Origin of the sequence: Acinetobacter sp. Z1 (genome assembly GCF_024296945.1) — a bacterium.
GTDB classification, from domain to species: Bacteria; Pseudomonadota; Gammaproteobacteria; order Pseudomonadales; family Moraxellaceae; genus Acinetobacter; species Acinetobacter beijerinckii.
This window is the reverse complement of sequence record NZ_CP101115.1, coordinates 871567-885805: the sequence shown is the minus strand read 5'-3', so window position 1 is coordinate 885805 and position 14239 is coordinate 871567. Positions and strand designations below refer to the sequence as shown.

15 protein-coding genes are annotated in these 14239 nt (G+C 37.5%); 7 read left to right on the top strand and 8 right to left on the bottom strand.

Translation table 11 applies throughout. The features are described from left to right. Positions 1-13: 13 nt before the first annotated feature. Genes NGC85_RS04220 through sdhC form a run of 3 tightly spaced genes read right to left on the bottom strand, consistent with a single transcriptional unit; the run spans position 14 to position 2688 of the window. Complete coding sequence (locus NGC85_RS04220) at positions 14-1909, bottom strand: FAD-binding protein (RefSeq protein ID WP_254804942.1); 1896 nt, start codon at positions 1907-1909, stop codon at positions 14-16. Positions 1910-1921: 12 nt separating this feature from the next. Beyond that, positions 1922-2287, bottom strand: a complete 366-nt coding sequence (gene sdhD, locus NGC85_RS04215) for a succinate dehydrogenase, hydrophobic membrane anchor protein (RefSeq protein WP_005055658.1) — start codon at positions 2285-2287, stop codon at positions 1922-1924. After that, entirely contained in the window at positions 2287-2688 is a 402-nt protein-coding gene (sdhC, locus tag NGC85_RS04210; RefSeq protein ID WP_045505219.1) for a succinate dehydrogenase, cytochrome b556 subunit, read from the bottom strand. Before sdhC ends, sdhD begins: the two co-directional genes overlap by 1 nt. A 900-nt stretch (positions 2689-3588) precedes the next feature. Here sdhC and gltA point away from each other — a divergent pair. Beyond that, the gene (gene gltA, locus NGC85_RS04205; RefSeq protein ID WP_005061836.1) at positions 3589-4863 is read left to right on the top strand and encodes a citrate synthase; all 1275 of its coding nucleotides are present in this window, start codon (positions 3589-3591) and stop codon (positions 4861-4863) included. A 73-nt stretch (positions 4864-4936) separates the two neighbouring features. Here the strand turns inward: gltA and NGC85_RS04200 are convergent, their stop codons facing one another. Then, positions 4937-5602 carry a YARHG domain-containing protein gene (locus NGC85_RS04200; protein WP_254804941.1) on the bottom strand — a complete coding sequence of 222 codons (666 nt, stop codon included), beginning with the start codon at positions 5600-5602 and terminating at the stop codon, positions 4937-4939. 70 nt (positions 5603-5672) lie between these two features. Between NGC85_RS04200 and NGC85_RS04195 the strand changes: the two genes are divergently transcribed. Then, positions 5673-6329, top strand: a complete 657-nt coding sequence (locus NGC85_RS04195) for a DUF2306 domain-containing protein (RefSeq protein ID WP_005061833.1) — start codon at positions 5673-5675, stop codon at positions 6327-6329. On the opposite strand, the gene NGC85_RS04190 is transcribed toward NGC85_RS04195, so the two are convergent. Then, complete coding sequence (locus NGC85_RS04190) at positions 6326-6817, bottom strand: DUF1289 domain-containing protein (protein ID WP_005061829.1); 492 nt, start codon at positions 6815-6817, stop codon at positions 6326-6328. The two genes, NGC85_RS04195 and NGC85_RS04190, sit on opposite strands and share 4 nt — an antisense overlap. 110 nt (positions 6818-6927) lie before the next feature. Here NGC85_RS04190 and NGC85_RS04185 point away from each other — a divergent pair, with 110 nt between their 5' ends. The 3 genes from NGC85_RS04185 to tmpT all read left to right on the top strand — a co-directional run bounded on the left by NGC85_RS04185 (position 6928) and on the right by tmpT (position 9302). Beyond that, the gene (locus tag NGC85_RS04185; RefSeq protein ID WP_005061826.1) at positions 6928-7860 is read left to right on the top strand and encodes a rhodanese-related sulfurtransferase; all 933 of its coding nucleotides are present in this window, start codon (positions 6928-6930) and stop codon (positions 7858-7860) included. A 139-nt stretch (positions 7861-7999) separates the two neighbouring features. Further along, positions 8000-8617: a DedA family protein gene (locus NGC85_RS04180; protein ID WP_254804940.1), complete on the top strand. Its 618-nt coding sequence runs from the start codon at positions 8000-8002 to the stop codon at positions 8615-8617. Between the two features lie 46 nt (positions 8618-8663). Further along, complete coding sequence (gene tmpT, locus NGC85_RS04175; RefSeq protein WP_254804939.1) at positions 8664-9302, top strand: thiopurine S-methyltransferase; 639 nt, start codon at positions 8664-8666, stop codon at positions 9300-9302. Positions 9303-9412: 110 nt separating this feature from the next. Here the strand turns inward: tmpT and NGC85_RS04170 are convergent, their stop codons facing one another. After that, the gene (locus tag NGC85_RS04170) at positions 9413-10312 is read right to left on the bottom strand and encodes a LysR family transcriptional regulator (protein ID WP_254804938.1); all 900 of its coding nucleotides are present in this window, start codon (positions 10310-10312) and stop codon (positions 9413-9415) included. Positions 10313-10414: 102 nt separating this feature from the next. Here NGC85_RS04170 and NGC85_RS04165 point away from each other — a divergent pair, with 102 nt between their 5' ends. Continuing rightward, positions 10415-11020, top strand: coding sequence for a LysE family translocator (locus NGC85_RS04165; protein WP_254804937.1), 606 nt, complete (start codon positions 10415-10417; stop codon positions 11018-11020). Between the two features lie 137 nt (positions 11021-11157). Here NGC85_RS04165 and NGC85_RS04160 read toward each other — a convergent pair whose 3' ends face one another. Continuing rightward, positions 11158-11682 carry a YecA family protein gene (locus NGC85_RS04160; protein ID WP_005055671.1) on the bottom strand — a complete coding sequence of 175 codons (525 nt, stop codon included), beginning with the start codon at positions 11680-11682 and terminating at the stop codon, positions 11158-11160. Positions 11683-11753: 71 nt separating this feature from the next. After that, positions 11754-11960: a PA3496 family putative envelope integrity protein gene (locus NGC85_RS04155; RefSeq protein ID WP_005055674.1), complete on the bottom strand. Its 207-nt coding sequence runs from the start codon at positions 11958-11960 to the stop codon at positions 11754-11756. A gap of 353 nt (positions 11961-12313) precedes the next feature. On the opposite strand from NGC85_RS04155, the gene rpoD reads away from it, so the two are divergent. Continuing rightward, a complete protein-coding gene (gene rpoD, locus NGC85_RS04150) occupies positions 12314-14191 on the top strand; it encodes an RNA polymerase sigma factor RpoD (protein WP_005061816.1) in 1878 nt (625 codons plus the stop codon). Positions 14192-14239 lie beyond the last annotated feature (48 nt).

Here is a 14239-nt window from a genome sequence, read left to right as displayed (position 1 = left end):
TTTGTTCTCCCGATTAGAATGTACGTGGTTTAGGTTCAATTGCTTCAACCGTTAATGGGTTGAAACGTACTGGCTTATATTCAAGACGATTGTCTGATGAATACCACAAAGTATGTTTCATCCACTCATCATCACGGCGACCGTAAGAATAAGTTGGGTGATCAGGTGCTAACTCATAGTCAACAACTGTATGCGCACCACGACATTCTTTACGTGCAGCAGCAGAAATTAGAGTCGCTTTTGCAACTTCATATAAGTTTTCAACTTCTAATGCTTCAACACGTGCGGTGTTAAATACTTTAGATTTGTCTTTTAAATGAATATTGCGGACACGTGGTTCAATCGCAAGAATTTCTTTTACGCCCTTATCAAGCAATGCTTGAGTACGGAATACACCTGCGTGATCTTGTACGATGTCACGGATTGCATCAGCAACTTCTTGTGCATTTTCACCCATGGTTGAATCATCCAGCTTACGAATACGATCTAATGTATTTACCAATACATCAGTCGGAAGCGGCTGATAATCATCGCCATGATGTTTAGTTACGTAATCAATGATGTGCTCACCCGCTGCTTTACCAAATACTACAAGGTCAAGCAATGAGTTGGTACCTAAACGGTTTGCACCATGTACTGATACACAAGAACATTCACCAATTGCATAGAAACCTTTTACTGGTTTCACATAATCACGTGTACCTTTATAGGTATATTCTTTCGTGTCTTTATCATAATGCGCAGAGAATTCACCCTCTTCCACACCATGAGGCACAACCACTTGACCATGAATATTGGTTGGAATACCACCCATTTGATAATGGATTGTTGGTACCACAGGAATTGGCTCTTTAGTACAGTCAACGTTTGCGAATTTCTTACCAATCTCAAATACAGATGGAAGACGCTTCATAATCGTTTCAGCACCCAAGTGAGTCATATCAAGTAAGATATAATCCGCTTTAGGACCACAACCACGACCTTCTTTAATTTCTTGGTCCATAGAACGTGATACGAAGTCACGTGGCGCCAAGTCTTTTAAAGTTGGTGCATAACGTTCCATGAATGGTTCGCCGTCTTTGTTACGAAGGATGCCACCTTCACCACGACAACCTTCAGTTAACAATACGCCTGCGCCCGCAACACCTGTTGGGTGGAATTGCCAGAATTCCATATCTTGTAATGGAATACCTGCACGAGCAGCCATACCAAGACCGTCACCCGTATTGATATATGCATTGGTTGATGCACGATAAACACGACCAGCACCACCAGTAGCGAATAAAGTCGCTTTCGCTTGGAATACTGCGATATTACCTGTTTCTTGGTCAATAGCAGTTACACCAAGTACATCACCCACTTCATTACGGATTAAGTCTAATGCAATCCATTCAACGTAAAACTGAGTACCCATTTTTACGTTACTTTGATACAAAGTATGAAGCAAAGCATGACCTGTACGATCGGCAGCAGCACATGCACGTGGAACAGCTTTTTCACCATAGTTTGCAGAGTGACCACCGAAAGGACGTTGATAGATTGTTCCATCTTCGTTACGGTCAAAAGGCATACCTAAGTGTTCAAGTTCATAAACAACTTTTGGTGCTTCACGCGTCATAAACTCGATTGCGTCCTGATCGCCTAACCAATCCGAACCTTTAACCGTGTCATAGAAGTGATAATGCCAATTATCTTCTTGCATATTTCCTAACGACGCACCAATACCACCTTGGGCAGCAACAGTGTGTGAACGTGTTGGGAATACTTTGGTCAATACAGCAACTTTTAAACCAGCTTGAGCAAGTTGGTAAGAAGCACGCATACCTGAACCACCACCACCGACAATAACTGCATCGAAAGTGAGGTTTTGAATATTTGAATAATCTTCTTTAGGGTTAATTGCGCCCATGATCTCTTCCTATCAATTTGCCCAGAAAATCTGGATACCCCAGATTGCGTACACGAACACTGAAATAATAACAGCAGATGTCAGTACAAGGCGTAAACCTGAAGCTGAAGGACCCATTTGACGAGTCGTTACATAATCTGTAAAGACTTGCCACATACCAATCCAAGCATGTGCAACGAGCGATAATACTGCTAATAAAGAGAAAATCTTCATTGGCAGAGTTAACATAAAGCCAGCCCACTGTTCGTAGCCGAATCCGCTATTACATAAGATCCAACCGAAGATCACCACAGTATATGCAGCTAACACTACAGCACTGACACGTTGGATATACCAATCGCGAGAACCTGAACCTGTTAAACCTGTAGCACTTTTCATCAGAACATAATCCATACGAATGCTGCGACGATACCAATCGCAGACAAGATCAATGAAACTGTAGCTGCAATACGACCACTTTGTAATTCTTCCGCAAAACCAATATCAGCAAGTAAATGCTTGATACCAGCGATGAAATGGAAAATTAAGCCAGCTACAAATACCCATACGACAAAACGTACAATGATATTTCCGAAAACGACATTTTTAACGTAGTCAAATCCTTCTGGTGAAGATAAAGATTTATCTAAAATCCACAAAAGAACAGCGACTAATAAGAAAACGATTACACCTGATAAACGGTGTAGAATTGATGCAATAGCCACGGGTGAGCGTAAATTTACCGCTAATACCTGACCCATGGACAAATTGACAGGTCTGTTGCTTTTCACAGCGGGCATCCTGTAGGTAGAAACTCCATCCGGAGTTTGTTTGAATTAATTCAAAGGAAAGCTGGCATTGTTAGGCAAGCATAGTGCATGCCCAACCTATATAACGACACCGAATTATAAAACGTGAAATATCAAAATACAAACAATCAGTTTTAGCTTTAGTCTAAAAAACAAATAAATAAGAATCATTTACATCAATTAATATATAAAATACCTATCTATCAGAATAAATATAAATTCATCCCACTGTTATTTAAGAATAAAATTTACTCAGCACTTTCCATCTATTGCGCTATAAATAGTAATAATTATTTCTAAAATCTTACAAATGAAGATGATTTTATTGATAAATAACCCATAAAAGGAGTCATTATAATTATTGTTGAAAATAATACCCCTCATTTATATATAAAATATAAAAATTCAGTAATCTATATTTTCATTACTTTTATAAAAGTAAATTGATTTTTTTTTAAACAATTAGTCGCACTACATTAGGTCGTTTATGATTTAATTTTCAATAATATCTTCGGTTTTTTGACCTATTATTTAACTGTAGGCCATGAGATACATAGTTTTTTAATCCTAGATAAGTATTTATTTTATAAGCACCAAAAGTTTGCAAGCATAAAAATTTACTTACAATTGTACTGGTGCTTCATTTTTTTTATGCACCTAAAACATGATTTGACATATTATACTCGACCGATGCTGTGATTTTACTCAATTTTTTCTTCGATATGGAATGACTAATTGACTGTAGCAACGTCATTTTTTATCCCTAAGTATAATTGACAAAATTTTAGTAGCCACTAATCTTATAGCAAATTTTGACAACGTCTGATTCGCACATGACAAGATTAGTATTTCGAGTCAGATAATCATTCACCAGGACAGGAGATCTATTGAATGTCTGCAGCAACTGGCAAAAAAGCCGTATTACAGCTTGATGGCAAAGAAATTGAATTACCAATTTACAGCGGCACATTGGGCCCAGATGTAATTGACGTTAAAGATGTTTTAGCATCTGGTCACTTTACTTTCGATCCTGGTTTTATGGCGACAGCTGCTTGCGAATCTAAGATCACATTCATTGATGGTGACAAAGGTGTGTTATTACACCGTGGTTATCCAATTGATCAATTAGCGACTCAAGCAGACTATTTAGAAACTTGCTACTTATTATTAAATGGCGAGCTTCCAAATGCTGAACAAAAAGCAGAATTCGACGCAAAAGTACGTAACCATACAATGGTTCACGATCAAGTAAGTCGTTTCTTCAATGGTTTCCGTCGTGATGCCCATCCTATGGCGATCATGGTTGGTGTTGTTGGTGCATTATCTGCGTTCTATCACAACGGTTTAGACATCGAAGATGTAAACCATCGTGAAATCACAGCAATTCGTTTAATCGCGAAAATTCCTACACTTGCAGCGTGGAGCTACAAGTACACTGTAGGTCAACCATTCATTTACCCACGTAATGATTTAGGTTATGCAGAAAACTTCTTACACATGATGTTTGCTACACCTGCTGACCGTGATTACAAAGTAAACCCTGTTCTTGCTAAAGCAATGGATCGTATCTTCACGCTTCATGCTGACCACGAACAAAATGCTTCTACTTCTACAGTTCGTCTTGCTGGTTCGACTGGCGCAAACCCATATGCATGTATCTCTGCTGGTATCTCAGCACTTTGGGGACCTGCTCACGGTGGTGCAAACGAAGCTGTGCTTAAAATGTTAGATGAAATTGGTAGCGTAGAAAACGTTGCTGAATTCATGGAAAAAGTGAAGCGTAAAGAAGTTAAACTCATGGGCTTCGGTCACCGTGTGTATAAAAACTTCGATCCACGTGCGAAAGTCATGAAAGAAACTTGTGACGAAGTACTTGCTGCACTAGGTATCAACGATCCACAATTGCAACTTGCAATGGAACTTGAGCGTATTGCGCTTAACGACCCGTACTTCGTTGAACGTAAACTTTATCCGAACGTAGACTTCTACTCAGGTATCATCTTAAAAGCGATTGGTATCCCAACAGGTATGTTTACAGTAATCTTCGCGCTTGCACGTACAGTTGGTTGGATCAGCCACTGGTTAGAAATGCACAGCGGTCCTTACAAGATCGGTCGTCCACGTCAGCTTTACACAGGCTCGACTCAACGCGATATCAAACGTTAATTTTTGTTGAAAAGTTAATGTTAAAAAAGCTGCCAATTGGCAGCTTTTTTATTGATTCAATAAATCAAATGAGTTAACGCCCCCAATCCAAATCTTTTGCATAAGGCTCTACTAACTTAATGCGCTTCACATTTTCTTTTTCGATCTTAGTTAGACGGGTATCCACATTGGTATAACAAGGCATATACCAATCATTTTGAGAAAAGGTTATTGCCCATTTTTTATTCTGAAAAGCATAGCCATGACGCGCATAGATCTCGTTCCGCATATATTGCAACTGCCCCAAAGGTACTTGTAAGTCTGCATCTTTTAACAAACGTGATGAAGCCTCAGAAAATTCCCCTTGCCCTTTCGCATATTTACATTGTTGCGAGCTTAAACTAAAAAATTTCGGTTTCACCGTTTTTGTAGCAGACAACCATTGCGCATCAATCGGCATCGTATTGTTTTTATAATCTAAAATAAATTTCCCAACATCTGCGCCTTGACCTATTTCATTCAAGGATAAAGTATAATTCAAATCACTCTGCTGAATTTTACCTTTGAAATGAGTTTGCTTTCCATTCAATAGACTATAGCCCGTGATATCAGTGCCTTTTTGCTGAAAAAATAATGAGATTTTCTGCTCATCGTTATATAAGCCTGTCCATGAAGCTGATATTTGAGGAATTTGAGCTACACTAAGCGCGCTACAGGCGAAAGCTGTACTGAAAAGTAATAATTGTTTGAGCTTATTCATTTCGCTATTCTCATTTAATAGACATTATTCAAATTATTTTCATTCCATATCATAACAGTGATCAATATTTATGTGGAAAATTCTCAATCAACTCACTCAATTGATTACTGTCATGGTGTTTATTTATTTGAGTTGGTTGATGCTGAAGATATGTATGCAATATTTTCCATGGTCTGACAGCAATCATTTTTTAGTTTTAAAGCAGGATGTCGTCCACACCCAGCCTTGGCGCTTGGCTTTCCAGATTCATGTAATCACCAGTAGCCTAGTTTTATTGGCTGGTTTTACTCAGTTTTCAAAAGACATTCGTAGAAAGCTCCCTCACCTACATCGTTATGCAGGTTGGCTGTATATTTTTATCACCCTTGGTTTAGCTCTACCTAGCGGTTTTATCTTGGCACTTTCAGCCAATGGAGGATTAAGTACACAAATCGCTTTTGTGTCACTTGGTTTATTATGGGGGCTGAGCAGCTTATTAGCGCTCTATTATGCTTTTCAGCGACAATGGAGCAAGCATCGCAATTGGATGATTCGTAGCTTTGCTTTAGCTTTATCTGCGCTGAGTCTCAGAACATGGAAGTTAGCACTTTATGAAGTTCAACCTTATTGGGATTGGCTAACACCCATACATATTTATCAGCTTGAATCATGGTTAGGTTGGACGATCAATCTACTAATCGCTGAAATCATTATTTCCAGATTGAGTATTAAGAAGAAAAATATTTAAATTTCATCTTCTTCTAATGCACGCAACAAATTATTACTGATTCCATCCGCACGTAACCATGCTAACTCATAACTCGCTTTAGCCAACGCAAGTACTCGTCGCTCAAACTCATCCCAAATGGGTTTGACTTGTGAATCATTAATCCCAAGCCCACTGTCATGTGCCAAGTGTTTATTTTTTTCACAAATTTTTAAAGCATGATAGAGCTTACGCCCTTTACTCGCACTGTCTAACACTCGAACACGCTTATTTTGAATAAAACCCTCGATATGCATTAAATTCGCGTGCGGTAATAACGGAATAAGGATTTGATCCAACTGTGCATCTAATCTGGTCCATACAGCCAAACGATGTTCTGCTGTGTAAGTATTCCATTGAATCACCTCGTGATTAAAACGACGACAACCCCGACAGACTAGATCACCGAACACCGTAGAACAACGCCCTGCACATGGTGTTAATGATGGAATTCGACGATCGTTACTCAAAACCAACTCCTTATAAAACCATATTTATTTTATGGTTTTCTCGCTTATTTTCAAATTTCGCGCTAAAATATGCGCCTTAATTTTCTATCTTAATACATTTGGAGTTATCCATGAACGCTACTGTAGAACAGCTTGCACCTGTAGAACAGCAAGCGACCAATAATTGGGTTGTTGCGGCACTATATCAGTTTAAAGAAGTTCAAGATGCAGCAGATCTGCAACAGCGTCTTTTAGATTTAGTGAATAGCATCAATTTATGTGGAACTCTTATTGTTGCATCAGAAGGAATTAATGGAACTGTTGCTGGTGATCGCGCTGCGATTGATACAATCCATCAATTTCTCCTGAATGAAGGCTTTAACGCAATGGAATATAAAGAGTCTGAAAGCTCTGAAAAGCCATTCCGTAAAATGAAAATTAAACTAAAAAAAGAAATCGTAACTTTAGGCGTAGAAGTTAAACCACGTGATTTAGTCGGACATTATCTTGATCCAAAAGAATGGAATGATCTAATTGCACGCGATGATGTTATTTTGATTGATACTCGCAATGACTACGAATATAAAGCTGGTACATTTAAAGGCGCAATCGACCCTAAAACTGAGTCTTTTCGTGAATTTCCTGAATATGTAAAGCAAAATCTTGAACAACATAAAGACAAAAAAATTGCAATGTTCTGCACAGGCGGAATTCGCTGTGAAAAATCAACGTCTTTGCTGCTACAAGAAGGTTTTAATGAGGTTTATCATCTCAAAGGCGGTATTTTAAAATACTTAGAAGAAACACCTGCTGAAGAAAGCATGTGGGAAGGTGAGTGCTTCGTCTTTGATGGTCGTACTGCGGTTACACACGGTGTTGAAGAAGGTGAAAATATCAAGTGTCATGCATGTGGTTGGCCTTTAACTTCTGCAGAGGCAGAACTTCCAAGTTATGAACATGGTGTTTCTTGTGTTTTTTGTATTGATAAAACAACTGAGAAACAAAAAGAAGGTTTCCGTATGCGTCAATCGCAGATTACTGCTGCAAAACGCAAGCGCCTTTAAATCAAGATCAATTATAAGTACTCAACAGCCTTAGTTTTACTAAGGCTTTTTATATTAAAAGTTAACCAATCCACTATTGAGAGTTTGACTAACAACAATTAATCTTCAATACAATTTAAAAACGAATATCAAAGGTACTATGGGACTTGAAGATTGGGTCTTATCAATCATGGAAAAATTAGGATATTTGGGAATCGCATTCCTGATGTTTCTTGATAATGTCTTCCCGCCTATTCCATCCGAAATTATCATGCCATCTGCGGGTTATACCGCTTCAAAAGGTGATCTAACTCTCATTGGTGTCATAATAGCTGGTAGTGCTGGCTCACTTTTAGCTGCAATGCTTCTATATTGGATTGGTCGTAAAATTCCGCAGCAACATTTATATTTATTCATCGAAAAATATGGAAAGTATTTAAGAATAAGCGTTACCGATTTTGAAAAATCTTTAACTTGGTTTGAAAAACATGGACATCGCGTCGTTTTTTTTGGACGTATGATCCCCGCTGTCCGCTCCCTAATTAGTATCCCCGCAGGCATGAGTCGAATGCCTTTCAGCAAATTCATGACTTATAGCGCTGCAGGAACAATTATTTGGACAAGTTTTTTAGCTTATGTAGGATATCATTTTAGTGAAAACCAAGCGTTAATGGCTGCGATCACTCAACGTATTGGCTATATCATTCTGCTTATAGTGGCAGTTTACGTCTGCTGGCGTTTAGCAAAAAAGTATTATCTAGCCAAAAGAAAAGACTAACGTATTGAACATCTATTATTTAAGCGTAAAAAGTGAGGATTGATTAATGCAACATGATTTTTGGCATGATAAATGGAAATCCAATAATATCGGCTTTCATCAAGATCAACCTCATAGCTTACTCATAAAATATTTTTCGTGTTTAAATTTAGTGAAAGGCGCAACCGTATTTGTTCCCCTTTGCGGAAAAAGCCGTGATATAGCTTGGCTTTTTGATCAAGGTTATCATGTCATTGGAATTGATCTGAGTCCGATTGCCATTCAAGATCTTATGGTAGATCTAGGTCTTACATTTGAAGAGCATCAAGTAGGAACATTAATCCATTACCATCACCCTCAAATTGATTTATTTGTTGGTGATTTTTTTGCATTAACATCAGCACAACTCGATCAAGTCGATGCAATTTATGATCGGGCTGCACTTATTGCACTGCCTGAACAAATGCGTAAACAATATACCCAAGATCTTTCAAAAATTACTGATCAAGCCCCACAACTTTTGATTAGTGTTGAATATGATCAAACGTTATTAGCAGGACCGCCTTTTTCTGTTGCTGAATATGAATTAATTCAACATTATGCTCGAGACTACGATATTGATTTACTTGCCTCAAGCCCAGAAAACTTAAAGGGTAAAGTTATTGCCTATGAACATGTGTGGCATCTTACAAAACTTTCTAACTAAATTTTGAAGCATTTTATCGTCTACTCTATTATTAAAAGATTTAAGGCACTGAATCAAAATACCTTTTGATCGATCTTTCTCATTCTATTAAGTGATTGTATACGACACATCTAGCAATCAGAGTCGTGCTTTGGCTTAAGTGATGAAGACCTTAATTGACTTGCCTGCATTTCAACTCTTAACCAATCTATGAATAAGAGCTTTCTCACATCATTTTCAAATGGTTCAGCAGATAGTAAAAAATAAGAAGATTCATCTTGATATCCTGAACTAATTAAATCAAACATTTGAAATTTCACTTCCTTTTCGACCATATATGCAGAAACCAATGTTGCGCCTAAACCCGCCAAACTTGCCTCAATACACAGATAAAAATGTTCAAGTGATGTTTTTTTATAATCTTTGAGCAACTCAACATTTTGTTGCTTAAATTGCTGCCAAAGTTTTGGTCTAGATGCAGAAATAAAAATTTGCCGATGGGTTAATTGGGCATTTTTTGCCACCACACATAGCATAGTTTCATCGGCAATTTTTTCACTGTAAATTCCATCACCCCAATCAAAATCATTACGTCTTAACGCCAAATCTACTTTTTGATCGTGAAAATTTACTGCCCCACCACCCGTTAACAGCGTCACATCAAATTCAGGATAAAGATTTTTAAACTTATTCAGTCGTGGGATGAGCCATTTCATAGCAATGGTGGGCTCACATGAAAGAACTAAATTTTGGCTATTTTTAGACTGATCTTTTAAATCTAATAAACATTGATCTAGCTGTTGGAATATTTGCTGACAACACTCAAATAAAATCTCACCCTCTGTGGTTAGACTTAATTTTCGTGTTTCTCGACTAAATAGATTAAAACCCAAACTATCTTCTAAATTTCTGAGCTGCTTACTGACTGCACCTTGAGTCACAAATAACTTTTTTGATGCAATCGTCATACTTTCAAAACGAGCAACATAATAAAAAAACTTTAGTGAATTCAGAGATAAACGCTCAATCATTCCAAAAACTCATATGTATTAGAGAATTAATTTCGATTTAAACTATAACAAAGATATGAAAAATATAGAAATTCTAGTAATGCCGATATTTGGAATAAATGAGTGAATGAAATAATTGCTGTGGCGCTGGTTACGATACTAGCAGTAATAAGCCCAGGTGCAGATTTTGCACTGATTACTCGCAATAGTTACCTATATGGACGCCGTTTAGGAATATACACAGCCTTTGGAATTGCCTGCGGTGTTTGGGTACATATTAGTTATAGCCTAATTGGATTAAGCTTTCTAAAAAATCATATTCCAAATTTAATTCAGTTTATTCAATACATCGGTGCAAGTTATTTAATATATATCGGTTATAAAACCTATACACAGCGTCCAATTATATTAAATGAAGATAATACTGAAACGACGCATTGGAAAACCTTTCAACATGGTTTTTTGACCAATAGCTTAAATCCTAAAACTACTCTCTTTGTAATGAGTATTTATTCTCAAATCATGACATCAGAAAATAGCTTAACAAAACTGTTTGCTTATGGTATTTACATATCAGGCATGCATCTCTTATGGTTCTGTTTAATTGCACTTTTTTGCTCAAATCCAGTAATCCGAAATAAAATTCTCGCTCAACAACACAATATAAATCGTATTATTGGTATTATTCTAGGTACTTTAGGCCTTAGTTTATTTCTTACAAACCTTTAGCAACCTTTATATAAATATTTCTTCGATACAAATCACAACAACAGTAATAAAAAAACGTCCTTGAAGAACGTTTTTTATTTAATCTTTTAACTATGCTATATACCAAAACCTAGATCCTGATAATGCAGAATATTGATTTAAGATGGCGTGTGATACATTAAATAAAGTTCATTTAAATTATCTGGAATTTCTTCAGCTAATTCATCCATCAATTGACCATTACGACGGAAAGACTCCATTTGAGGGTCTTCTTCATCAATACCGCTAAAGACCATAATCGGTAAAGTTAAGTCAATCAATTGCTCTTCAAATTCAGGCGCAAACCATGCATCTTCATTTAAGAACATCGCATCAACAAAACCAACACTCCAATCACCTAAGCTAGATTCCACATCGGCTTCTTCAATTTCAAATGGAAACTCGATCCCATTTTCATTGGCTAAATCTTGTCGTAGTGATTCTAACCAAAGTTTGATTTGTTCAATGACTTCATTCGGAATTTTCTTTTGGTTATTATCGAACAGTTCATCTAACCAACGATCAAATTTTGGCCCTACAGCTATCGCACATAGAAAGCCATGAGTTGCCGCAAAATCTAGACCATGTTCGTTTTGGTCACCGTCAAGATAGTTACTCAATAAGTCTAAATCTAACGTACTCATTATTTATCCAATTTCTAAAAAACATCGGCAACAGCATAACATCTTAAAGCCCAAAGTCTCAGCAATTTTGCTTAGTCTTCATCACCAAGATCATCATCGTCGAAATCATAGTCAAAATCTTTTAATTCACGCTCCAAACGACGTTGAGCTAATAAATCATCAATCAAACGGCGCTTTTCTAATGATTCTTTGGCACTGATTTTTCCTGATGATTCATCAAAACTAACATCATCCTCACCGTAGTTATCATCATCTAATTCAAAATCTGTAGAAGACACTAACACTACCTCTATATTATGAAAAATGTAATTGGGTCTAGCCGCTATTTATCGGTCTTAGCCATCCGTGTCAAGTTTTATTTGATTTTTTTACTATAAAACCTTGTTTTGTACTTTTTTTCGGCAGTTTTTTTGTGTATTTATAGTCTAATAGTATTTAGATCGAAAAAATATTTTTGACATGACTTAATACTTGAAAAAAATTGATCTAGCCCCATATTTTAGAAACTAGCATGAAATCAAACATATTTTTTTATTTAAAGTTAACGGATCAAATCCAAAACATTCTGAGTGAATTGTGCTATCATGCACGGTTTTTCACCGCCACAGATTCAACAAAAGAGTAAGCAAAGATGAGCGATATGAATTCCCCTACTTCGCAAGTAGCGGCTCTGATTAGCCGAGGCAAAGAACAAGGTTACTTAACTTACGCTGAGGTTAACGATCATCTCCCAGACTCAATTACGGAAAGTGAGCAAATTGAAGACATTATTCAAATGCTTCAAGATGTCGGGATTCCTGTGCATGAACGTGCGCCTGAAACTGATGACACCATGTTCGGTGAATCAACTGAAGCAGCTGATGAAGTTGCAGAAGAAGAAGCGGCAGCAGTATTAGCCTCAGTTGAAAGTGAGCCTGGTCGTACCACTGATCCAGTTCGTATGTATATGCGTGAAATGGGAACTGTTGAACTTCTCACGCGTGAAGGCGAAATTAGTATTGCGAAACGTATCGAAGAAGGTATACGTGACGTTTTACACTCAATCGCTTACTGGCCAAATGCTGTTGAAGTCGTTTTAAAAGAATATAATGATTTTTTAACTGGCGAGCGTCGTCTTGCTGATATTCTTTCTGGTTATTTAGATCCAGAATCTGATGAAGAAATTCCAGAAGTTCTTGAAGAAGCTGAAATTGAAGAAGCTGGCACTCCAGCAACGGCAAAAGAAGTAAAACTCGACGATGAAGATGAAGACGAAGAATCTGAAGGTGATGATGATTCTGAAGGTGAATCAGGTCCAGATCCAGAAATTGCTAAGGCTCGTTTTACTGAGCTAGAAAATGCTTGGAATGATACTAAAGCCATTATCAGTAAACATGGTCGTAATAGCGAAGAAGCAAAAGTTGCGCTTGAATCATTAGCAACTGTGTTCATGATGTTCAAATTTACACCGCGTCTATTTGACATTATTTCAGAAATGATTCGCGGCACTCATGATCAAATTCGTACTAATGAACGTGAAATCATGCGTTATGCAGTTCGTCGTGGTCGCATGGATCGTACAACTTTCCGTATGACTTTCCCTGAGCAAGAATCAAACCCTGCTTGGTTAGATGAGCAAATTGCAAAAGCACCTGCCGAAACAAAAGCACATTTAGAAAAAGTTCGCCCAGATGTATTAGCATTCCAACAAAAGATTGCTGACATCGAAAAAGAACTAGATCTAAACGTTAAAGAAATTAAAGATATTTCTAAACGTATGGCTGTAGGCGAAGCGAAAGCTCGTCGCGCTAAGAAAGAAATGGTTGAAGCCAACTTACGTTTGGTAATTTCGATTGCGAAAAAATATACAAACCGTGGTTTACAATTCCTTGATCTTATTCAGGAAGGTAACATTGGTTTGATGAAAGCTGTAGACAAGTTTGAATATCGTCGTGGTTATAAATTCTCGACCTATGCAACTTGGTGGATTCGTCAGGCAATTACGCGATCGATTGCCGACCAAGCACGTACCATTCGTATCCCAGTGCACATGATTGAGACAATCAACAAAATCAATCGTGTTTCACGTCAACTTCTTCAAGAAATGGGTCGTGAGCCTACTCCTGAAGAATTAGGCGAACGTCTGGAAATGGACGAAGTTAAAGTTCGTAAAGTGCTTAAAATCGCTAAAGAGCCGATTTCGATGGAAACACCGATCGGTGATGATGAAGATTCGCATCTTGGTGACTTCATTGAAGATGGCAACATCACATCTCCAATTGATGCTGCTACTTCAGAAGGCTTAAAAGAAGCAACTCGCGAAGTGCTTGAAAACTTAACTGAACGTGAAGCTAAAGTATTGAAAATGCGTTTTGGTATCGATATGCCAACCGACCATACTTTAGAAGAAGTTGGTAAACAATTTGATGTAACACGTGAGCGTATTCGTCAGATTGAAGCGAAAGCATTACGCAAACTTCGCCATCCTTCTCGCTCAGAACACTTACGTTCATTCTTGGAAAATGACTAATATTGGGAAATTTTGAGTGATGGTGAGAACCACCATTCAAGACTTGAA